Here is a 21,261-nt window from a genome sequence, read left to right as displayed (position 1 = left end):
TGTCCAGGCACCATGTCGCCCAGGAAAAGCACCGGATCCCTAGTAGCCGCGACCCTGTGGAGGCTGTTCGGCTTCCTGACGGCGAGCGCGGTTTGCGGCGTCCTGGCCGCCAGCCTTCTGGTCCCCACGGTGGCCGCGACCGGCGTCGCCGTCAGCGACTCGATCAAATTGTTCAACAGCCTCCCCTCGGAACTGACAGTTGATCCGCCGTCGGAATCGACCAGGGTGCTCACCGCCGACGGGAAACCGATCGCCACCTTCTATGCTGAAAACCGCGTGAAGGTCCGGCTCGACCAGATGTCCCCGTACATCAAGGACGCGATCGTCGCGATCGAGGACCGCCGCTTCTACGAACATGCCGGCATTGACCCCCAGGGGATTCTCCGGGCGCTGGTGTCCAACCTGACCGACGGCGGCAGGCAGGGTGCCTCCACCCTGACCCAGCAGTACGTCACCAACGTGCTCAACGAATCCCTCGTGTCGGCGGACAAGGGCGACCAGATTGTCCTCAACGGGCAAAAGAGCATGGCCGACAAGATCCGCGAGATGAAGCTCGCCGTCGAACTGGAAAAGAAATACACCAAGGATCAGATCCTGGAGGGGTACCTGAACATCGTGTTTTTCGCCCGTGACGCCTACGGCATCGAAGCCGCGTCCCGCTACTTCTTCAACACCACTGCCAAGGATCTCACCCTGCCGCAGGCTGCCCTGCTGGCAGGCCTCGTGAACAGCCCCAGTTTCTACAATCCTGACGTCCATCCGGAAAGCGCCGTCCAGCGGCGCAACCAGGTTCTCGCCAAGATGCTCAGCTATGGCGCCATCACCCAAGCGCAGCACGATGCGGCCGTGGCCGCCCCGGTGGATCTCAAGATCACCCCCGGGAGGCAGGGGTGCGCCGGCGCGGAAATGGCACCGTACTTCTGCGACTACGTTTCCCACCTCATTCTCAACAACCCGGCCTACGGCGCGGATATTGGCGAACGCGAGCGGAAGCTGTTCCGCGGCGGCCTGACCATCACCACCACCCTGGACAGCCGGCTCCAATTGGCCGCGCAGGCGCAGGTCGATGCCACGGCCGGGGCGAACCCGGACAAATGGGGCGCCGCGATGGTCTCCATCGCACCCGGCACCGGCAAGATCCTGGCGATGGCGCAAAACACCGTGTTTCTCCCGGCACCTGGCAAATTCGACACGCAACTGAACTTCAACGTCGATTCCAAGGACGCCAACGGCAACGATCTCAACGGCGCCGGCGGATTCCAGCCCGGTTCCACCATGAAACCGTTCACGTTTGCCGAATGGCTCAACGAGGGCAAATCCCTGACCGCCATGGTGGACGCCTCCAGGCGGTCCTATCCCCTCGGGTTTCCATGGAGGTCCAGCTGCGGCAGGGTGCTCGGCGCCTACAGCACCAGCCAAAAACAGCTCGGCGCCGCGGATGACCTGCAGAACAACGACCCCGGGTACTACCGCAGGATGCCCGTCAACTACGGTCTCTACAACTCCATCAACACCGCCACCTTCGCCGAGGCCACTCAGCTAGATTTCTGCGGCATCCAGAAGATGGTGGACGCCGCAGGGATCCACAGCGGCGTGGACAACGCCCGGGTGAACATGCACCAGCTGGGCAACCTGCTGGGCGCCATCGGCGTGGCGCCGCTCCATCTGGCCAACGCGTTTGCCACCTTCGCCAACGACGGAAACTACTGCGCACCGATTGCCATTTCGGCAGTGAACGACGCGGCGGGACAGAAACTGCCGGCCGAGACCAGCGCCTGTCACAGGGCGATCAAGCCCGAGGTCGCCCGCGGCGTGAACGCCGTGCTGCAGGACGTGCTGAAACGCGGGTCCGGCGTTTACATCAAGCCCAAGGTCCAGGAGCGGTTCCCGGTCGCGGCCAAGACGGGCACGTCCAATACCAATGGCGCCACCTGGGTGGTGGGCTACACAAGCGGCCTCGCGACGGCTTCCTTCTTCGGCGACGCCTTGGAGGGCCAGAAGCGGCCCGGGCAGAACATCACCGTCAACGGCAAGTTCTACAAGGCCATTGACGGGTACATGCTCGCCGGCCCGCAGTGGGCGAACTACATGCTGCAGGTCGCCGGGTACTACCCCACCGCCCCCTTCCCGGCGCCGCCGGAGTCCATGACCCGGACGCCCTCCGCGAGCCGCACGCCCCCTACGACCCGCACGCCGTGCTTCCCCGGTTTTAATAGTGCGTTGTGTCGCTGACACTGGCCCGAAATGCTCTGGATCCAATGCCGCGCTCTATGCCAACGGGGCCCGGAGCCTCTATCCTCTTGCCATGGGAGACGGGGCCAATTTCCGGCGAGGGGAATCGCGCCACCGCGCGCGGGTGGCTCATGAATCCCGATAGCGCCCAGCCTCACGACAACTACGACGCGTTCCTGTCGAGGCTGGACGCCGCCACCAGCAGCCTGAGCACCCGGGCCGCGTCGCTGGACAAAGCACTGGCAGCCGTTTCCCTCCTCTTGGGACCATCTGAGTCCGCCGTTCGGAAATGGGAACGACGGCGCCATTACGTCGGTGAGCAGCTCGCCGTTCACTCGGGGTCCCCGCAGTCCTACACCGCGCTGTGCGAGCTCCACGTCGTGGCAGGAAAGATGGAAGCAATGCTCCGGGGCCGTGTCCAGCGTGTCACCGAGAAGCTGGCGGTCATGCAAGGGCGTCGTGAGGCCATCGACAAGTCATTGCTGGAGCTTGAGCTGAGCAGAATTAAGCTGACGTCGTCCCGGATGCTGTCACAGGACCGCGAAAAGTTGAGCAGCATCTTTTCCGAAATCGCCGGCTCCACCGCGGCCAAAGGAGCCATTCCCGATATGGGGTTGCTGGGCGATCTCAAGGAAGCACGCGAGGCAATCATCCTGGCCGAAGCGCTCATGGAAGTGAAGGGGTACTAATCATGGAAATTTCACGGCGCGATCAGCCCCGGAAGGACATCGTCGCCCTCGTTCGCTGGTCAAAGAAACCGGGCGAAAACCCCGTCTTCAAGTTCGTCATGTCGAGTATTTTGGGGCTGATCGTGTGCCTGTTCCTGATGATCTTTCTGCCCTTCCTCAGAAGTTTCGGTGCCCTGGTTTTGTTCACCCTCTTCTTCGCCGCGCTTCTGACGGTGCGCACGGTCATGGCCCAGCAGCGCTTCATGCGGGGGCTGACCAAGAGGATCAATGACACCCTCGCAGAGGTCACGAGCAGCCCGGGTGACCAATTGTCGGTCAGGCAATTCCGGCACATGACCAAGACCGGCGAGCAGCTTCCGCTCCTTGTCAGCGGCGTACCCGGGCTGAACCTGCATGTGGCCCGGGCGTCAACGCTGGAGAAACATGCCCCCGAGAAATGGGTTGCGGTCTTCACGGTTGTGCCTCCGGAGAACGGAACCGCCAGCTTCGACCGCCTGGTGGCGGCAGCGGTCAACGCCGGCCCCGGTACCACCAGCGCGAAAGCGTCCTAGCGGCGGGAGCCTGCCGCCGGTTGCTCCAAATCATTCAGCGCCCGCTGGGGGCTGCGTCCTCGGTTACGCAGAACGGGCAAGCGGGACGTTCTGCCCTATCCTCTGGGCCCCATACGCCCAACAGTGAGGACATGACGACCACGTCGGGTCGCCTGCTGTCTCTGCTCAGCAACTTGTGGGTTGCTGTCTTCTTCCCTCCCAGGAGTGCAGAGAATTCAGGGATCTGGTTCCGGGGACCGAAAATGACGCCAAGACAACATGTTGACAGGGTGAGCGCCGAGGACATGATGTCCTTGGACGCGGACATCGGCTCAGCGCCAATGCAAGTCGGGGCCATCCTCATGCTCAGCACGGAAGGCAGCGAAGATTCGGCACCCCTCCTGGAAGCACTGGCGCGTCGGCTCGGCACTGTCCCCCGGCTGCGCCAGCGGCTGGTCTCTGTCCCCTTCGGCTGCGGGCGGCCCATTTGGGCGGATGATTCCGGCTTTGATCCGGCACACCATCTGGGCGTGATCGCCTGTCCGGCGCCCGGCGGTGAGGAAGCGGTGCTGAACATTGCGGCCGAAATGCTCGCTGCGCCGCTGTCCCGCGACCGTCCTCTCTGGTCAGCCAAGCTCATCACCGGCGTAAGCCCGGACCTGTCAGCGCTTGTTTTCGTCTTTCATCATGTCCTCACAGATGGAATTGGAGGTCTCGCCGTCCTGGATGCCCTGGCAGCCGCGGAAGCCGGGTGGGACGGTCGCCGGGAGCCAGAGATTCCATACTCGGCGCTGCATCTGGCCATTGATGCTGCAAGGAGCCGAGTCAACGCACTGGCCGGGCTCCCGGCCGCACTGCGGACCGCAGCCGCCGGAGCCTCCGAACTGCGGCAGACGGGCAAACCCCGGGCTGCCCGCACCTCACTCAACCGCCCGACAGGTCCGCAACGGACGCTTGCCGTCCTCCGCTGCGACATGGAGGCAGTCAGAACCGCCGCGCACATGCAGGGAGCGACGGTCAACGATCTCATCCTCACCGCCGTCGCGACAGCCCTGCACCGCCTGCTCCTGGCACGGGGCGAATATGTTGAAGAGTTTGTCATCTCCGTGCTGTTTTCTGCACGCCGCCACACGACAATCACCTATCTGGGGAACCGGAGCGGCATCATCCCGGTGACCGTTCCCGCGGTCGGTCCGGCCAAGGGAAGGGTGGCAGCCGTTGCCGCAACGATGAGGAGTGTCAAGCAGCGGCCTCCCGGGGCCTCCACTGCAATCATCGGCCCCATATCCCGGGTCGCAGCGCACCTTGGCGCCTACCGCTTCGTCATAGACCACCAACACCTTGTCCATACATTTGTCACGAACCTGCGGGGACCCGAACGCACCTTGGTGGTCGCGGGCAGGCCGGTAACCGGGATCATTCCACTCGGAGCGATCAGCGGCAACGTAACGGTTGCCTTTGCAGTCCTCTCCTACGCCGGCACGCTGACCATCACCACTATCGCCGATCCCGGGGCGTGCCCGGACCTGACAGGACTGCGTGACGAACTTTCCAGCGCCCTTGAAGCTCTGATGGTGACTGGGCCTTCATAAGCTTCGACCCGAGGACATCCGTTCATGAAGAGCCGTCGGCTCGGCGCATTCTCCGCGTGTGGATCCTAAGGGACTGACCGAGCGCACACCGGATGCCTGTGGACATCCGGACGTGGCTGTTCCAGAATCGGGAATGTGCCCAGGACCGAGCAGTACGGGCTTGTCTTCGACGGTGACCTGCCGCCGATGCGTTCCCTGCGCACGGCGTGGCTGCTGGCATTGTTTCTGGGCTTCAGCGGAGCGGACAGGTTCTACCTCCACAAGCCGGTTACCGGCACCTTGAAGCTGTTGACGCTGGGCGGCGCCGGCATCTGGTGGCTCATTGACCTGTTCCGGATCACCAATGAGTACGCCGCCGACGGGGCATCCATGCCGTTGGCCGGGACCAACTCCCTGCGACGGGGCCTGCGTCTGGCCTCGACTGTCCTGGTCGTCACCCTCGCCGGTGCGTTGGTCTGCGTCAGCGCCGCCCCCGTCACCGGGACTGTGACCGCCACAGTTGCCGCGATGAACGCAGTGCTGCATCCGGCCCCGCCGCCCCCGGTGAAAGAATGGGTCACCGTCGCGGAGGCCTCCGGCACGAAACCCCCGGCCCCACTCGTAACCCTCACCGGCAGGCTTCACATTGAGTACACCTTCACCGGGGCCGCCATTGCCTATCTCCAACCCGTGAATGGACCTGCCCTCACCGTGCTGTCCCTGGCCATGGCCGGCGCCGGGGCGATCGGCATCAGCCTGGCTCCGGGGACATACGCGCTGATAGTCAGCACTAATGGAGCCGTCTGGCACCTTACGGCCCAGGAATACCGGCCCTCCGGGTAGCGTCACGGTGCGCCGTCACATACCGGGCCGACGACAGGGAAGGACTGGGACCTGACCGTTCCCTATTGAAGAGACGCGGTCAGGCGCGCCAGATTGTCGAATACTTTTTGGGCTACGGGCCGCCGGATCCAGTCTTCGAGCTGCAGCTCGCGGCTTTCCACGCGGTACCCGTCTTCGATCCCGCGAATGGCGTCCACAAAATCGCGCCCGTGCACAAGTACGGATACCTCCATGTTGAGGCTGAAGGAACGCACATCCATGTTACTGGACCCAATCACCGCAACTTCCTCGTCAATAGTGAAGTGCTTGGAGTGCAGCACCTTCGGTGCCCGGTAAAGGTAAATCCTGACGCCCGCGCGGAGCAGTGCTTCGTAGTACGAACGCTGCGCGTGATAGACCATGCTCTGGTCACCGACTTCGGAAACAAAGAGCTCGACGCTTAGCCCCCGCGCAGCTGCCGTGACAATAGCCATCAGGATGGATTCGTCCGGGACAAAGTATGGACTGGTGATGCTGACGCGTCGCTCAGCTTTGTGGATAAGCGTCGCGTAGAGCTTCAAATTGTTGTCGTTGTCGAAGCTGGGGCCACTGGGCAGGACTTGCGCGTCGACGAGCGCAGAATGATGGCTGACGCCGATGGCGCTGGAATCCAGTGGCAGTATCACACCCGCTTCGCTGTACCAGTCCGTCGCGAAGACCGCATCCAGCTCCCGGACCACTGGTCCCTCAACGCGCATCATCAGTTCGTGCCACTGAAGCCCGCGCTTCAGGTTGCCCTTCGTGTCGTAGCTCGCGTCGATGAGGTTCTGGGACCCCGTGAATCCCACGCGGCCATCGACGACGCAGATCTTCCGGTGATTGCGCAGGTCCGGCCTCTGCCATTCGCCACGCCAAGGCCGCACCGGCAGCATGGGGCGATATTCCGCCCCTATCTCCTGGAGGAACTCCAAGGTTTCTTTCCGGCCGGGGAACTTCAGGCCAGCCAGGTGATCGGACAGAACCCGCACGTCAACGCCGCGCCGTCGTGCCCGGGCCAGCGACTGAAAATACGGCTCTGTCGTTGCGTCCAGCACGAGGATGTAAAACTCCACGTGCACATAACTTGTGGCCGAATCAATATCAGCGATCATGGCATCGAAAGCTCCGTTGTAGTCGCCCAACAGGGTCGCACTGTTGCCCGCGACCATTGGGAGCGCCCCAAGGTTGCTGTTCAACACCACCGCCGAATGCAGCCATTCCGGCCAATCAAGGCCGCGGCTTATGAACGGACTGCCTTCAGTCCGGGCCAGGACCAGAGCGTTGACTTCGCGCTGCTTGTCCCTGCGCGCCTTGGGCAGTTTCGAGTAACCAACAAAGAAATATGCGACGGCACCAAGGATCGGTATGAAAATTATGGCGAGCACCCAGGCAATAGCAGAGGATGGACGGCGATTCATCGACACCAGGACAGCTGCGACGGTCACGAGTAGTATGTGGGCCGCCAGCAGGAGCAAGGCAAAAGTTTCAGCGTCCTGGAAGGATCCGCGCACGGCTGCCTAAACGTACTTCAAGGCACGAACGCCGTCAGACCAGCACCCGGCTCTTGGTTCCGTCAAAATATCCCAATAGTCTTCCCGGAAACTCATTTGCTTTTCCTGCTCTCAAAGATGCGTTCTCGTTTCCGGGACGGCATGTCCCTCAGCCCTACCTTTGGAGGGTATGACCATTGTTTGCATTAGGTCCGGCATGGGCCTCACCCGCTGCGGGTGAAATTCCGGAAATGCGTGGCGCGAGCTCCGAGTCGTGTTCGACCAGCTGGGCCGGCAGGCGACTGCCATGGCCCCTGGTGGCTGCGCGCCCGCGCTCAAGCAAACGGGCCGGACCCCACCTAGGGGGTCCGGCCCGTCCACTCTTTGAGAGCCGCGGGAGCTTTCTAGGAGAGGGCCCCGTCCGCCTTCACGGCAAGGACGGGCCGGTCGGCCTGCATGAGGATGCGCTGGGCGTGGCTGCCCAGGATGAATTTGCCGACCTGTGAGCGGTGCCGCAGGCCAATGACAATCAGGGATGCGTTGACCTCGCGGGCGACGTCCAGGAATTCATCGGCAAGGTCGTCACGGTACGGCGGCTGGATCACCGTTGCCCTGATTCCGGCCTCCGTGGCCCGGCGGCCGGCCTGCTCCAGGATGTCGGAGCCGGCAACGGCTTTGTCCACCAGGGCGCCTTCGCGGGCGGAGTTGACGATCACCAGGTCTTCGTTCCTGAGCATGGCTTCGGCAATGCCGGCGGTCAGCGCGGCCTCCCCTGCCGGTGTGGGGACGAATCCGACGATGATGCTCATACCTTCTCCTTGATTTTCGTGGTGATGGGCTGTTCGCTTGGCGCCGTCGTCCTCTTGGCCAGCAGAGTCCGGATGCCCGGGAGCACAGCTACCAGGACGAACACGATGAGCAGCGTCGCGGAGATGGGTCGGGTGAAGAAGCCCGTGGGATCGCCGCCGAACACGAGAAGTGAACGGCGCAGTGAGCTCTCCAGCAGGGACCCGAGGACGAACGCCAGGACCAGCGGACCGGGTTCAAAGCCGAACTTCTTCATCAGGTATCCCACGATCCCAAACACCACGACGAGCGTCACATCGAACATGCTGTTGTTGATGGTGTAGGCACCGAGCAGCGTGATGAGGGCGGTGACCGGCGCCAGGATCGCGGCGCGGACGCGGAGGATTTTCACGAAGATTCCGACGAGGGGCAGGCTCATGATCAGCAACAGGATGTTGCCGATGTACATGGAGTTGACCACGCCCCAGAACAGCCCGGGGTCCTGCTCCACCAACTGCGGGCCCGGCGTCACACCCTGGATCAGCAGGGCACCGAACATCAGGGCCATGGTGGCGTTAGCCGGGATTCCGAGGGTCAGCAGCGGGATGAACGACGACGTTGCTGCGGCGTTGTTGGCGGTTTCCGGTCCAGCGACGCCCTCCGGGGCCCCTTTACCGAATCGTTCCGGCTGCTTGGCGCGCTTCTTCTCCATCGCATAGGAGGCCATCGATGCGATGGTGGCGCCGCCACCGGGCAAAATGCCGAGGAAGAACCCGAGGACAGAACCGCGGGCGATCGCGCCGGAGGCCTGCGTGAGATCGGTCCGTGATGGCCAGACGTTCGTGACCTTGGACGGCGCCTTGGCGGCGCGGTGCCGCTCTTCGAGGTTGTAGAGGATTTCGCCCAGGCCGAAGATGCCCATGGCGATCGGCACGAAATCAATTCCGTCGGCCAGTTCCAGGTTGCCGAAGGTGAAGCGGCTTTCGCCGGTGAAGATGTCCCGGCCGACCGTTGCCAGCAGCAAGCCGACGGCGGCGGCGATGAGTGCCTTGGTCTTGGCACCGTTGCTGATGGTGGCCACCAACAGGATGCCGAGCAGTGCGAGCGCCGAGTATTCGGCCGGGCCGAAGTCGAGGGCAAAGCTCGCCACGACGGGCGCCAGGAAGGTCAAGCCAACGATTGAGGCGGTGCCGCCGATGAACGAGCCGATGGACGCCAGGCCGAGTGCGGTACCGGCCTTCCCCTGTTTGGCCATCTGGTAGCCGTCGAAGACGGTCACCACGGACGAGGCTTCGCCGGGAAGCCTCAGGAGCACGGAGGTGATGGTGCCGCCGTACTGTGCGCCGTAAAAGATGCCCGCGAGCATGATGATGGCGGTGACGGGTTCGACGTTGTAGGTCAGCGGCAGCAGGATGGCGATGGTTGCCGCGGGCCCCAGACCGGGCAGGACACCGATCAACATGCCGATGACGACGCCGATCAGGCAGTAGAGGAGGTTGCTCGGCTCCAGGACAACGGCGAATCCGTTGATCACGGGATTTAGAAAATCCACGGGGTTCTCCTAGAAGAGGTGGGGAATGGAGGTGTTGAGCGCAAGGACGAAGATTCCGTAGAACGCCGCCACGACGATCGCGCTTACCAGCAGGGTGGAGCGCCACGTTTCGCCGCCGAGGAAGCGCATCCAGATGATGCACAGGACGAGGGCGGGCAATTCAAAACCGATGGCCGGCATCAGCGCGACCATGGCGGCGAGGGTGACGAGCCCTGTCAGGGGTGCGGAGGACATGCGGGTGAACTTCTCCGCGTCCCGGTTGTGCCGCCCGACGGTCAACTGGAAGAGGCCCAGGACCACCATGACGCAGCTGATCATGAACGGCCACAGCCCGGGCTCCGGCGCTGCCGGAGTGCCGAGGCCCATGGCAACGGACAGGACCAGGGCGCCGGTGCCGACGCCGAGAACCACTAAGGAGGATGCCGCATTTGCCAGCGCTCCGGCGGCGGGCGGCTTCTCTTCCTCCCACTGCGCGGCGAGTTGCTCCGGCGTGAGGTCCTCCAGAACGTCGTCCCCGGGAGCTTGGGGGGCGTTCCCGCCGGAGGGGGCCGCGGGGCGGCTGCCCCCTCCGGCGGGCACTGAAGGTGAAGACGACACTTGGATCACTTCGTTCCGCTGAGGCTGATGTCGTACTTCTCCACCAACGACTTGTACTTGGCGGCGTAGTCCTTCCACTGGGTGACGACTTCCTCGCCGGAGATTTCCTTCGGGGTCAGCATGTTCTTCTTGTTGAATTCCTTGTAGGAATCGGACTTGAAGGTCTCCTTGATGGCTGCGAGCAGCTTGTCCTTCACGTCCTTGGGCGTTCCTTTGGGAGCGGCGACGGCGCGATACTGCGCCACGGGAACGTCGTAACCGGATTCCTTGGCCGTAGGCACATCCGGGAGGAAGGAGTTCCGATCCTCCGAAAAGACGAGCAGCGGTGTGACCTTTCCGGCCTTGATCTGCGGCATGGCTTCGCCGAGCTGGATGGTGGACACTTCTACCTGGTTGCCGAGGACCGCGGTGAGGGCTGGCTTGCCGCTGTCGAACGGTACATCGGTGCCCTTGACGCCGGCCTGCTTGAACAGGACGGTCTGTGCCAGCTGGCTGCCGGTGCCCACGCCGGTGGTGCCGAACGTGATATTGCGCCCTGCTCCGGTCAGGTCCTTGATGCTGTTGAAGCCGGAGGCCTTGCTGGCGACCAGCACGTAGTCGTCCTGCGACAGGCCGGCAATGATGTCCAGGTCGTCGATGCTGACGGCCTCATCCGCGGTGACCGCAAGCGGGGTGATCGTGATCAGGGACGCGGTGACCAGAAGGAGGTTCTGGCCGTCGGCGGGCTTGCCGGCCACTTCCTTTGTGGCCAAGGCGCCGTTGGCCCCTGGCTTGTTCACCACAGGCATCGGGGCGCCGAGGGTTTTGGAAGCGCCCTCGGAGATGGCGCGGGCAATCAAGTCGGTGCTGCCGCCGGCGGCCTGGCCCACGGTGAGGCTTACGGGCCCGTTCGGATATTTTGAAGAATCGGTACTGCCGCCGGCAACATTGCCGCAGGCCGTCAGCGCCAAGAGCGTGACGGCGGATGCCGCTCCAAGTACGGTGCGGCGCGAAGGGAAGTGCATCATTGAAACTCCTCATTGATGGTCAGGGCCAGCGCCCCGGAAGCATGTGAACCGCGTCACTGCCGGTTCGCTGTGTCGAGTGTAGGGAGCGGCTATGATGCATGTCTAAGCCCAAATATGCATCGAGTGATACCGGGAAGGCATCATGTTTACCTTTGACCAGCTGGCCGGATTCATCGCGGTGGCAGAAGAGCTTCACTTCGGCCGCGCGGCGGAACGCCTGAACATGACCCAGCCTCCGCTGAGCCGGCAGATCCAAAAGCTGGAGAAGGCCGTCGGCGCCGAGCTGCTGGAACGGGACAACCGGAAGGTCCAGCTGACCCCGGCGGGAACCGCCTTCCTGGAGGAAGCCAGGCGGTTGCTGGCCCTCGCCGAACGCGCCCCTGTCACCGCCCGCCGGATCGCCTCGGGCCGCTCCGGCCTTCTGCGAATCGGTTTCACCGCGGCCAGCGGGTTCAGTATCTTGGGGCCCCTGCTGGAGGAGATTTCAGCGATCCTTCCCGACGTCGACGTCGACCTGCAGGAAATGGTGACCGGTGAACAGATCCAGGCCCTGGAAACGGGAGAACTGGACCTGGGGCTGGCACGTCCGCCCTTCGACAAAGACGTTTTTGATTCGCGGCTTCTGTACCGCGAATCCATGATGGTGGCCGTTCCGGCCGGCCATCCCCTGGCCCGCCGCGGCGGCATTGTCGGGAACGAGGACCTCAAGGACGAGGCCCTCATCATGCATTCGCCACTGCAGGCCCGGTACTTCTACGACCTCGTGATCCGCATGCTGCCGGTGCAGCACGGCAACGTGGTCCACACGGTCAGCCAGATCCTCACCATGGTCTCGCTGGTGGCGGCCAAACGAGGAGTCGCCTTTGTGCCCCGGTCCGCCACAGCGCTGGGCATCCAGGGGGTCGAATTCCTCCCGCTGGCCAGCAGCCACGGCGAACCCGTGGAGCTCCATGCCATCTGGAGCCGTAAATTGAGCAATCCCGCCCTGTCGCGGCTGCTCGGCGCCCTGGACTTTCAGCTGGACTAAGGTCGCCACAATGCACTGAAGGTATCAATGCATTCAATAATGCACTTGGACAGGCATGAGGCAGCAAACCTAGTCTGAAGGGGAACCGCACTTCCCCGCCGACTCGGCGCATACCCGGAGGACCCCACCGTGGCAAAATACGCACCCCAGGAACTGGCCAACGTCCTCAAGGACGGCCTGCTCTCCTTCCCCGTCACCTCGTTCGACGAACAGCTCCAGTTCGACGAAGAGAACTACCGCAAACACCTCGCCTGGCAGGCCAGCTTCCCGGTCGCAGGACTCTTCGCGGCCGGCGGAACCGGGGAGGGCTTCTCACTGACCCCGGCCGAGTCCGAGCGCGTCGTCCGCGCCGCCGTCGGGGAAGTCGGCAGCATCGTCCCGGTCCTGGCCTCCGCCGGCGGCTCCACCGCCCAGGCCATCGAAAACGCCCGCGCCGCCGAGGCCGCCGGCGCCGACGGCATCCTGCTGCTCCCGCCCTACCTCACCGAGGCGGACCAGGGCGGCCTGATCGACCACGTCAGCGCCATCTGCCGGTCCACCTCCCTCGGTGTCATCATCTACAACCGTGCGAACGCGATCTACAAGGACACCACCGTCGCCACCCTGGCCGACCGCCACCAGAACCTGATCGGCTTCAAGGATGGAGTCGGAGACCTCGAACACGACGCCCGGGTCTACGCCAAGCTCGGCGACCGCCTGTTCTACCTCGGCGGCCTCCCCACGGCCGAGACGTTCGCCCTCCCGCTGCTGCAGCTGGGCATGAGCACCTATTCCAGCGCCATGTACAACTTCGTGCCGCAGTTTGCGCTGGACTTCTACCAGGATGTCCGCAACCACGACCGGGTGGCCGTGAACAAGAAGCTGAACGAGTTCGTGATCCCCTACCTGGACATCCGCGACCGGGTGAAGGGCTACTCCGTCTCGATCGTCAAGGGCGGATTGGCCGCGATTGGCCGCTCCGCCGGCGGGGTCCGCCCGCCGCTGCAGAACCTGGCGCCCCAGGACCTCGCAGACCTCAAGTCCCTTATCGCCACCGTTTCCTAGGAGGATGCACCGTGACACTCACCGGACGCTCACTCATTGCCGGCCAGGCCGTCGCCGGGGACGGCGCGACGGCGTACGCCTTCAATCCCGCCACGAACGAACGGCTCGAACCCGGCTACACGCTGCTCACCGGGGAACAGCTGAAGGACGCCACCGCAGCGGCCGCCGCGGCCTACCCCTCCTTCAGCACGCTCGACCCGGAAACCCACGCCCGGTTCCTTGAGGCCATTGCCGGGAACATCGAGGCGATTGGCGAGGAACTCATCACCCGAGCGGGCCTCGAGACCGGACTACCGGCCGCCAGGCTCCAGGGCGAGCGGGCGCGCACCACCGGCCAGCTCCGGCTCTTCGCCGGCGTCGTACGCCAAGGGGATTACCGCGGGGTCCGGATCGACCCGGCGCTGCCGGACCGCGCTCCGCTGCCGCGGGCGGACATCCGGCAGCGGCAGATCCCGCTTGGTCCCGTCGCCGTTTTTGGTGCGAGCAACTTCCCGCTGGCCTTCTCGACGGCGGGCGGCGACACCGCCTCCGCCCTCGCCGCCGGCTGCCCCGTGGTCTTCAAGGCCCACAATGCGCATCCGGGCACCGGCGAACTCGTCGGCCAGGCCATCGCCAAGGCCGTCCGCGACACCGGGCTGCACCCGGGCGTGTTCTCGCTGATCTACGGTCCGGGCACCAGCATCGGCCAGGCGCTCGTCGCCGATCCAGCCATCAAGGCCGTCGGCTTCACCGGATCGCAGTCCGCCGGCATCGCCCTGATGCGCACCGCCGCCGCCCGGCCCGAACCCATTCCCGTCTATGCGGAAATGTCCTCGCTCAACCCGGTGTTCGTCTTCCCCGGCGCCCTCGACGGCAACGCCGAAGAAATCAGCGTTCTCGCGCGGCAGTACGTTGCCGCCGTCACCGGCAGCTCCGGGCAGCTGTGCACCTCCCCCGGCCTCCTGTTCGCCCCCGCCGGCGCGGCCGGCGACGCCTTTGGCGCCGCCGTAGGCCGGGCCGTGTCCTCATGCGCCGGGCAGACCATGCTGACCGAAGGCATCGCCGGGTCCTGGCACGCCGGAGCCGATGCACTGGGTTCCGCCGGGAACGTCAGCGTCGTCGGCCAGGGCGCCGACGGGGCGACGAAGAACGCCCCGGCTCCGGCCATCTTCGGCACGTCTGTCGCCGAGTTCGTGGCCAACCCCGTCCTGCACCAGGAAATCTTCGGCGCCGCCAGCCTGATGATCCGCTACTCCACCACCGAGGAGCTCGTTGACGCCGCCCAGCGGCTCGAAGGCCAGCTCACGGCCTCCCTGCAACTGACCGAGTCGGACTACCGCGCCGCTGCCCCCCTCATCCCGGTGTTGGAGCAAAAGGTCGGCCGGATCATCGTCAACGGCTGGCCGACCGGCGTCGAAGTTGGCCACGCCATGGTGCACGGCGGCCCGTTCCCCGCCACATCCGACACCCGGACCACGTCCGTGGGTACATTGGCAATCAGCCGGTTCCTGCGCCCCGTCGCCTACCAGAACCTGCCACAGGAACTGCTCCCGGCGCCGCTGCAGGACCCCAACCCGTGGCGGCTGAACCGCCGGATCGACGGCGTCGTTCAAGCCTCCGCAGCAGAAGAGGCAGCAACAGAGAAAGCAGAGGTCAACGCGTGAGCACGCAGCCCACCATTGCCCACGTTGAAGTGGTCCCCGTTGCCGGGCACGACAGCATGCTGATGAACCTCAGCGGCGCGCACGGCCCGTTCTTCACCCGCAACATCGTTCTTATCACCGATTCGAATGGCCGCACCGGACTCGGCGAAGTGCCGGGCGGGGAAAAGATCCGCGCCACCATCGAGGAAGCCGGCATCTTCCTGGCCGGCCAGCCGGTGGCCCGCTACCGCTCCCTGCTCCGGGACGTCGCGGCGAAGTTCGCCGACCGCGACGCCGGCGGCCGCGGCCTGCAGACCTTTGACCTGCGCACCACCGTCCATGCCGTCACCGCGATCGAATCCGCCCTCCTTGACCTGCACGGTCAGTTCCTCGGCGTCCCCGTCGCGGAACTGCTCGGCGACGGCCAGCAGCGCAGCTCGGTGCCCATGCTCGGTTATCTGTTCTTCATCGGCGACCCCGGCCGAACGGATTTGCCGTACCTGGTGGAGGACGCGCCGGCGGACCGGTGGGAAAAGCTCCGCCGGCAGGAGGCCATGACACCGGAGGCCGTGGTGGCCCTGGCCGAAGCCGCCCAGGAACGCTACGAATTCAGCGACTTCAAGCTCAAGGGCGGCGTGCTCTCCGGTGACGCCGAGGTGGATGTGGTGACGGCCTTGGCCAGGCGTTTCCCGGAGGCCAGGATCACCCATGATCCCAACGGCGCCTGGCTCCTGGAGGAGGCCGTCCGGCTGGGCCAACGCATGCAGGGCATTGTGGCCTACGCCGAGGACCCCTGCGGCGCGGAAGGCCGCTTCTCCGGACGCGAGGTCATGGCCGAATTCCGCCGCGCCACCGGGCTGAAGACCGCGACGAACATGATCGCGACGGACTGGCGCGAAATGTCCCATGCCATCCGCAGCAACGCCGTGGACATCCCCCTCGCGGACCCGCATTTCTGGACCATGCACGGTTCCGTCCGGGTGGCCCAGATGTGCGCCGAATTCGGCCTGACCTGGGGATCGCACTCGAACAACCACTTCGACATCTCGCTCGCCATGTTCACCCACACCGGGGCGGCCGCCCCGGGAGAAATCACGGCGCTGGACACGCATTGGATCTGGCAGGACGGCCAGGGGCTCACCAAGGAACCACTGCAGATCAAGGAAGGTGCGATCAGGGTTCCGGACGCTCCGGGCCTCGGAATCGAGCTGGACCGCGCCGCTCTGGACAAGGCACACCAGCTGTACCTGGAACACGGCCTCGACGCCCGCGACGACAGCATCGGCATGCAGTACTACATTGACGGCTGGTCCTTCGACCCCAAACGGCCCTGCCTGATTCGGTAGAGACTGCTCGATAGGGACTGCTCACTAGGGTCTGTTCGCTAGGGACTGTCCGCCGGGCAGCATCCCTGAGGCGGATCCCCACCGCTGCCGCACGGCCGGCCCTCCTGGCGCAGGAGAGGCTTCGGCCGTGCGGCAGCCCGCTKCCGGCTCCCCTGGCCGCAGGCACCCGACACGAAGGACCAATCTTGGGCGGCGTTCTCACCGGCATACTGATCGTCGCCTCCGTCATCGCCGTCGGATATCTCTCGGCCCGGCTGCGGATCCTCGGACCGGAAGTCCAGGGCGCCCTGACCCGCACGGCGTATTACATCACCAACCCGGCACTGCTGTTCACGGTGGTGGCCGGCAGCGATATCCGRGCCGCGCTCGGAACTGATGCCCCGCTGGCGCTGCTTTCCGCGGCGGCCGTGGGGCTGCTCTATTCCCTGCTGAGTGTCCTGTTCTTCCGCCGGCCGGTGGCAGAGACAGCCGTCGGCGCGATGGCCAGCAGCTACGCGAACGCCAACAACATCGGGATCCCCGTCTCCCTCTACGCCGTGGGAACGGCCCAGCACGTGGCTCCCGTCCTGTTGGCACAGATCCTCGTCCTGGCGCCGGTCTATTTGACCCTGCTGGGTGTCGCATCGGGGTCCAGGATCTCTTGGCGGAAAATGCTGCTGCAGCCCTTAGCCAACCCCATGATCATCGCCTCCGGCCTGGGCGCGGCGGTCGCACTGACCGGCTGGAGAGTTCCGGAACTGCTGCTGAAACCCGTCGACATGCTCGCCGGCGGCGCCGTCCCCATGGTGCTGCTGGCCTTCGGACTGTCCCTGGCCGGCAAGGCCCCGCTGCAAAAGGGCGACGGGCGCACTGAATCGCTCGTCGCCACCTTCCTGAAGATCGCAGGCATGCCCGTGATCGTCTGGGCGCTGGGCCGCTTCGTCTTCGGCCTCGAGGGGCAGCACCTGCTGGCCATCGTGATCATGGGCGCGCTGCCCACGGCCCAGAATGTCTTCCTCTTCGCCTCCCCGTACCAGCGCGGCGTGATCGTTGCCCGGGACGTCATCCTGTGCACCACCCTGCTCTGCGCCGGCTCTTTGCTGGTCATCGCCTGGCTGCTTGGCTGACTGAGGCGAAACACTCTGCCAGCACTTGTTATACAAGTAAGTAACTTGTAGCCTAAGTTGAGCGAGGCGGAGTTGCCTCGCAGGAATTTCAGGGAGAACCATGACCAGCGTTGATCTCATCCGCCATGTAAAGCTGTCCACGGCCAGGCTTCCACTCGCCGTTCCGATCAGTGACGCGAAAGTGTTCACCGGACGCCAGAAGCCGATGACCGAGGTCGTGTTCCTTTTCGCCGAAATCACCACCGAACAGGGCCACAGCGGAATCGGGTTCAGCTACTCCAAGCGCGCCGGCGGGCCGGCCCAGTACGCCCACGCCAAGGAAGTCGCCGAAGGCATCATCGGCGAGGACCCGAACGACATCGGCCGGCTCTACACCAAACTTCTCTGGGCCGGTGCGTCCGTGGGCCGCTCCGGAGTGGCCACCCAGGCGCTGGCCGCAATCGACATCGCGCTCTACGACCTCAAGGCCAAGCGCGCCGGCCTGCCGCTGGCCAAGTTCCTGGGCGCCTACCGTGACTCCGTGCAGACCTACAACACGTCAGGCGGCTTCCTCAACGCCTCCCTGGCCGAGGTCAAGGCCCGCGCCACCGTCCTGCTGGACGAAGGCATCGGCGGCATCAAGATCAAGGTCGGCCTTCCGGACACCGCCGAGGACCTGCGCCGCGTCGCCGGCATCCGCGAGCACATTGGCTGGGACGTCCCACTCATGGTGGACGCCAACCAGCAGTGGGACCGCGCCACCGCACTGCGGATGGGCCGCCGGCTGGAAGAATTCAACCTCGTCTGGATCGAGGAACCGCTTGACGCGTACGACTTCGAAGGCCACGCGGACCTCGCCCGCGCCCTGGACACCCCCATCGCCACGGGCGAGATGCTGGCCTCGGTCGCGGAGCACAAGGGCCTGATCAGCGCCAACGGCTGTGACATCATCCAGCCTGATGCCCCGCGCGTCGGCGGTATCACCCAATTCCTGCGCCTGGCCGCCCTGGCCGACGAGCGCGGACTCGGCCTCGCCCCGCACTTCGCCATGGAAATCCACCTCCACCTCGCCGCCGCCTACCCGCGCGAGCCCTGGGTGGAACACTTCGACTGGCTCGATCCGCTGTTCAACGAGCGCCTCGAAACCAAGAACGGCCGCATGCTGGTCCCGGACCGCCCCGGGCTGGGCATCTCCCTCAGCGAGCAGGCGCGCGCCTGGACCACAGAATCTGTGGAATTCGGCAAGTAACCTTGAAGCCATGAGCCGGAACCTGACCGCGGACCTCGCGAGCGATCTTCGACGCCGCATCGTCGACGGCGTCATTGCGCCGGGCGCGAAGCTGCCCAGCGAAAACACCTTGATCAGCGAATTCGGCGTCAGCCGGACCGTGGTCCGTTCGGCACTGACCCGGCTGCAGGCTGAGGGGCTCGTGGAAACCGAACGCGGGCGGGGCAGCTTCGCGCTGACCCCGCCGCCGGACGGCCCGCAGCAGGCGGCCGGCAGCCGCCCCGTGGCCAGCCTGGAAGACCGCCTGTGGCAGCTGGAGTTCCGCATCGCGGTGGAGTCCGAGGCTGCGGCCCTCGCCGCCCGGAACCACACAGACCGGCAGCTGAACGCTGTCCGGAAGGCTTTTGAAGACTTCGTGGACAGCGCGGCCCACCCGGGACACGCCATGAAGGCTGACTACGAGTTCCACCGGGCCATTGCCGCAGCCTCCGGAAACCCCTTTTACTCCGACTGCCTCGCATCCCTGGGGCCGACCATGATCGCGATGCCCCGCGGCCGGCTCGTGGGCAGCGGCGAGCCTGATGCGCGCGGGCATTTCGACCAAGTGGTGCAGGAACACGAATCAATCGTCGCCGCCATCGCGGAGGGCGACGGACCGTCGTCGTCAGCGGCGATGCGAAGCCATCTGGCAAATTCCCGACGGCGGCTGCGCGCCGCCGCTCCCGGCCACGGTTGACCCCAGGGTCCGGACATCGGGCGGGGGACTTCCAGTCCCTCAAGGTATCCATCGATGCAATTAATGTGTTGGACGGGCATTACCGCCGCCGAATAAAGTGAAGAATCGCTGTGGCGAGGGCCACAATCAACTGCCCGCCCCGGCCGACCAGCTTCGCCAATTCAAAGGAAATCTCCATGCAGTCTGTCGACAACGCTGTCACGGACGTGGCCTTGGCCACGAAAAAGTTCTTCAAGCGGGTGCTGCCAATCATGCTCGTCATGTTGGTCTGCAACCAGCTCAACCGGTCCAACATCGGCTATGCCCAGGAGCATCTGCACGCAGATGTCGGCATCGGCGCCGCCGCCTACGGGTTCGGGGCCGGGCTGTTCTTCATCGCCTACGCAATCTTCGAACTGCCCAGCAACGTGATGATGGAGAGGTACGGCGCCAAGGTCTGGCTGGCCAGGATCATGATCAGCTGGGGCATCGTCTCTTTTCTGATGGTGTTCGTGCAGAACGAGACCATGTTCTACGCCCTGCGGTTCCTCCTCGGCGCAGCGGAAGCCGGTTTCTTCCCCGCCGTCATCTTCTACTTCGCCCGCTGGGTGCCGGCCGGGCAGCGGGGCAAAGCAACAGCGATCTTCATCGCCGGCTCCTCGGTCGCCGCGGCGCTCTCCGGCCCGATCGCCGGAATGCTGCTCAGCCTCCACGACGTCCTGGGATTCCGCGGCTGGCAGTGGCTGTTCGGCTTCGAGGGGTTGCTTTCCGTGGTTGTCGGCATTGCGGTGTTCTTTGTCCTTGACGCCAAGATCGCGGACGCCACATGGCTGACAGCGGGCGAGAAGGTTGCCCTCACCGCGGCGATTGCGGACGAGGACGCCCAGCACGCCCCCGCCTCAGGCGGGAATCCCGGCGGGAAGATCAACCGCTGGAAGATGCTCCTGAACCCCCAGATCCTCCTCCTTTGCGGCATCTATTTCTCCGTGCAGCTCTCCATCTACGCCAACACGTTCTGGCTGCCCAGCATCGTCAAGCAGATCCCGGGGACCACGGACCTGAGCGTCGGATTCCTCTCCGCCATCCCTTGGGTCTGCGCCGTGTTTGCCATGTACTTCGCCGCCAAGTGGCAGGACAAGGCCAAGTCCAAGCGGCCCCTCCTCGTCGCTGCGCTCCTGGTCGCCGCCGTCGGAACGCTCGCAGCCGCCGTCGCCTCCCCGGTCCTGGCCCTCGTGTTCCTGGCCATCGCCGCCATGGGATTCAAGAGCGCGTCACCGTTGTTCTGGACCATCCCCCAGTCAGGCCTGCACCCCCTCATCCTCGCGCCGGCCATTGCCATCATCAACTCCCTGGGCAACCTCGGTGGCTTCGTGGCGCCGTTTGGTTTCGGCATCATCAAGGAGCAGACCGGCAGCGTCATCCCGGGGCTCTTCGCCCTCGCAGCGGCATCGACAATCGCCGCCGGCCTTGTCTACTTCCTCAAGGAGCGCAAGTCCGAGGCCGCGGCAGGGCACGTGGCTGCGCCCGAGGAGGCGCCGGCGTTCGCCGTGGCCGCCAAGTAGACGGGCACGGAAAGGACAGGCAGGCGCCCGACGGGCGCCTGCCTTTTCCATCGCCCATGCCGCGCTCAGTGGCTCTTGCGTGCGTCCTGCAGGTGCCGGTCGAGCTTTTCTTCGGCTTCGCGGCGCCGCTGACCGATGATGCGCAGCTGCTGCGTGATCGGATTTCCGTAGCCATCAACGTCGCGGTGATGCGTGCCCTTCAGGCGCTCGGGGCCGGAGGGCAAGCTCACCCGCGGTTCAGTATTTTCGCCCATACCGGGATGATCCCACACTGCCCGCCGGCTGAAAAGGACGGCTATTGCCCCGAAGAACCGGTC

19 protein-coding genes are annotated in these 21,261 nt (G+C 65.0%); 13 read left to right on the top strand and 6 right to left on the bottom strand.

The features are described from left to right. Window positions 1-12: 12 nt before the first annotated feature. The 5 genes from AC1D0A_RS04965 to AC1D0A_RS04945 all read left to right on the top strand — a co-directional run bounded on the left by AC1D0A_RS04965 (window position 13) and on the right by AC1D0A_RS04945 (window position 5,865). Complete coding sequence (locus AC1D0A_RS04965) at window positions 13-2,232, top strand: transglycosylase domain-containing protein (RefSeq protein WP_243177283.1); 2,220 nt, start codon at window positions 13-15, stop codon at window positions 2,230-2,232. A 131-nt stretch (window positions 2,233-2,363) separates the two neighbouring features. After that, window positions 2,364-2,921, top strand: coding sequence for a hypothetical protein (locus AC1D0A_RS04960; protein WP_243177282.1), 558 nt, complete (start codon window positions 2,364-2,366; stop codon window positions 2,919-2,921). 2 nt (window positions 2,922-2,923) lie between these two features. Then, complete coding sequence (locus tag AC1D0A_RS04955) at window positions 2,924-3,472, top strand: hypothetical protein (protein ID WP_476944646.1); 549 nt, start codon at window positions 2,924-2,926, stop codon at window positions 3,470-3,472. 269 nt (window positions 3,473-3,741) lie between these two features. Then, window positions 3,742-5,043 carry a wax ester/triacylglycerol synthase domain-containing protein gene (locus tag AC1D0A_RS04950; RefSeq protein ID WP_243177280.1) on the top strand — a complete coding sequence of 434 codons (1,302 nt, stop codon included), beginning with the start codon at window positions 3,742-3,744 and terminating at the stop codon, window positions 5,041-5,043. A gap of 135 nt (window positions 5,044-5,178) precedes the next feature. Beyond that, entirely contained in the window at window positions 5,179-5,865 is a 687-nt protein-coding gene (locus tag AC1D0A_RS04945) for a TM2 domain-containing protein (RefSeq protein WP_243177279.1), read from the top strand. A 62-nt stretch (window positions 5,866-5,927) separates the two neighbouring features. Here the strand turns inward: AC1D0A_RS04945 and cls are convergent, their stop codons facing one another. The 5 genes from cls to AC1D0A_RS04920 all read right to left on the bottom strand — a co-directional run bounded on the left by cls (window position 5,928) and on the right by AC1D0A_RS04920 (window position 11,315). Then, on the bottom strand, window positions 5,928-7,394 hold the full coding sequence (gene cls / locus AC1D0A_RS04940) for a cardiolipin synthase (protein ID WP_308197205.1): 1,467 nt from the start codon (window positions 7,392-7,394) through the stop codon (window positions 5,928-5,930). Between the two features lie 383 nt (window positions 7,395-7,777). Continuing rightward, window positions 7,778-8,182 carry a universal stress protein gene (locus AC1D0A_RS04935; RefSeq protein WP_459385017.1) on the bottom strand — a complete coding sequence of 135 codons (405 nt, stop codon included), beginning with the start codon at window positions 8,180-8,182 and terminating at the stop codon, window positions 7,778-7,780. Then, window positions 8,179-9,711, bottom strand: coding sequence for a tripartite tricarboxylate transporter permease (locus AC1D0A_RS04930; protein ID WP_459385018.1), 1,533 nt, complete (start codon window positions 9,709-9,711; stop codon window positions 8,179-8,181). The genes AC1D0A_RS04935 and AC1D0A_RS04930 overlap by 4 nt, the downstream gene beginning before the upstream one ends. Window positions 9,712-9,720: 9 nt before the next feature. Further along, complete coding sequence (locus AC1D0A_RS04925; protein WP_028277912.1) at window positions 9,721-10,308, bottom strand: tripartite tricarboxylate transporter TctB family protein; 588 nt, start codon at window positions 10,306-10,308, stop codon at window positions 9,721-9,723. 5 nt (window positions 10,309-10,313) lie between these two features. Further along, complete coding sequence (locus tag AC1D0A_RS04920) at window positions 10,314-11,315, bottom strand: Bug family tripartite tricarboxylate transporter substrate binding protein (protein ID WP_476945295.1); 1,002 nt, start codon at window positions 11,313-11,315, stop codon at window positions 10,314-10,316. 142 nt (window positions 11,316-11,457) lie between these two features. On the opposite strand from AC1D0A_RS04920, the gene AC1D0A_RS04915 reads away from it, so the two are divergent. The 8 genes from AC1D0A_RS04915 to AC1D0A_RS04880 all read left to right on the top strand — a co-directional run bounded on the left by AC1D0A_RS04915 (window position 11,458) and on the right by AC1D0A_RS04880 (window position 20,944). After that, window positions 11,458-12,342 (top strand): LysR family transcriptional regulator, encoded by an 885-nt coding sequence (locus AC1D0A_RS04915; protein ID WP_476945294.1) that lies wholly within the window; start codon window positions 11,458-11,460, stop codon window positions 12,340-12,342. Window positions 12,343-12,471: 129 nt separating this feature from the next. Then, on the top strand, window positions 12,472-13,386 hold the full coding sequence (gene kdgD, locus AC1D0A_RS04910; protein WP_028277909.1) for a 5-dehydro-4-deoxyglucarate dehydratase: 915 nt from the start codon (window positions 12,472-12,474) through the stop codon (window positions 13,384-13,386). Between the two features lie 11 nt (window positions 13,387-13,397). Beyond that, on the top strand, window positions 13,398-15,029 hold the full coding sequence (locus tag AC1D0A_RS04905; RefSeq protein WP_243177274.1) for an aldehyde dehydrogenase (NADP(+)): 1,632 nt from the start codon (window positions 13,398-13,400) through the stop codon (window positions 15,027-15,029). Further along, window positions 15,026-16,354 carry an enolase C-terminal domain-like protein gene (locus tag AC1D0A_RS04900; protein WP_476945293.1) on the top strand — a complete coding sequence of 443 codons (1,329 nt, stop codon included), beginning with the start codon at window positions 15,026-15,028 and terminating at the stop codon, window positions 16,352-16,354. Before AC1D0A_RS04905 ends, AC1D0A_RS04900 begins: the two co-directional genes overlap by 4 nt. Window positions 16,355-16,539: 185 nt before the next feature. Next, window positions 16,540-17,460, top strand: a complete 921-nt coding sequence (locus AC1D0A_RS04895) for an AEC family transporter (RefSeq protein ID WP_476945292.1) — start codon at window positions 16,540-16,542, stop codon at window positions 17,458-17,460. Between the two features lie 100 nt (window positions 17,461-17,560). After that, window positions 17,561-18,688 (top strand): L-talarate/galactarate dehydratase, encoded by a 1,128-nt coding sequence (locus AC1D0A_RS04890; RefSeq protein ID WP_028277905.1) that lies wholly within the window; start codon window positions 17,561-17,563, stop codon window positions 18,686-18,688. A gap of 10 nt (window positions 18,689-18,698) precedes the next feature. Next, on the top strand, window positions 18,699-19,403 hold the full coding sequence (locus tag AC1D0A_RS04885) for a FadR/GntR family transcriptional regulator (RefSeq protein WP_243177271.1): 705 nt from the start codon (window positions 18,699-18,701) through the stop codon (window positions 19,401-19,403). A 176-nt stretch (window positions 19,404-19,579) separates the two neighbouring features. Then, window positions 19,580-20,944, top strand: a complete 1,365-nt coding sequence (locus AC1D0A_RS04880) for an MFS transporter (protein ID WP_476945291.1) — start codon at window positions 19,580-19,582, stop codon at window positions 20,942-20,944. Between the two features lie 65 nt (window positions 20,945-21,009). On the opposite strand, the gene AC1D0A_RS04875 is transcribed toward AC1D0A_RS04880, so the two are convergent. Further along, the gene (locus AC1D0A_RS04875; protein ID WP_043436522.1) at window positions 21,010-21,198 is read right to left on the bottom strand and encodes a hypothetical protein; all 189 of its coding nucleotides are present in this window, start codon (window positions 21,196-21,198) and stop codon (window positions 21,010-21,012) included. Window positions 21,199-21,261 lie beyond the last annotated feature (63 nt).

This window comes from Arthrobacter sp. P1_D4, from assembly GCF_056406115.1.
Note: the sequence above shows the minus strand (reverse complement) of the source record. Positions and strands in the feature narration are given on the sequence as shown.

What these genes read in the sequence shown, in the direction of transcription:
- AC1D0A_RS04935 (WP_459385017.1), bottom strand. Translation starts at nt 8,182, where the DNA reads ATGAGCATCATCGTCGGATTCGTCCCCACACCGGCAGGGGAGGCCGCG.
- AC1D0A_RS04915 (WP_476945294.1), top strand. Translation starts at nt 11,458, where the DNA reads ATGTTTACCTTTGACCAGCTGGCCGGATTCATCGCGGTGGCAGAAGAG.
- AC1D0A_RS04880 (WP_476945291.1), top strand. Translation starts at nt 19,580, where the DNA reads ATGCAGTCTGTCGACAACGCTGTCACGGACGTGGCCTTGGCCACGAAA.
- AC1D0A_RS04875 (WP_043436522.1), bottom strand. Translation starts at nt 21,198, where the DNA reads ATGGGCGAAAATACTGAACCGCGGGTGAGCTTGCCCTCCGGCCCCGAG.
- AC1D0A_RS04965 (WP_243177283.1), top strand. Translation starts at nt 13, where the DNA reads ATGTCGCCCAGGAAAAGCACCGGATCCCTAGTAGCCGCGACCCTGTGG.
- AC1D0A_RS04920 (WP_476945295.1), bottom strand. Translation starts at nt 11,315, where the DNA reads ATGATGCACTTCCCTTCGCGCCGCACCGTACTTGGAGCGGCATCCGCC.
- AC1D0A_RS04890 (WP_028277905.1), top strand. Translation starts at nt 17,561, where the DNA reads ATGACCAGCGTTGATCTCATCCGCCATGTAAAGCTGTCCACGGCCAGG.
- AC1D0A_RS04955 (WP_476944646.1), top strand. Translation starts at nt 2,924, where the DNA reads ATGGAAATTTCACGGCGCGATCAGCCCCGGAAGGACATCGTCGCCCTC.
- AC1D0A_RS04960 (WP_243177282.1), top strand. Translation starts at nt 2,364, where the DNA reads ATGAATCCCGATAGCGCCCAGCCTCACGACAACTACGACGCGTTCCTG.
- AC1D0A_RS04885 (WP_243177271.1), top strand. Translation starts at nt 18,699, where the DNA reads ATGAGCCGGAACCTGACCGCGGACCTCGCGAGCGATCTTCGACGCCGC.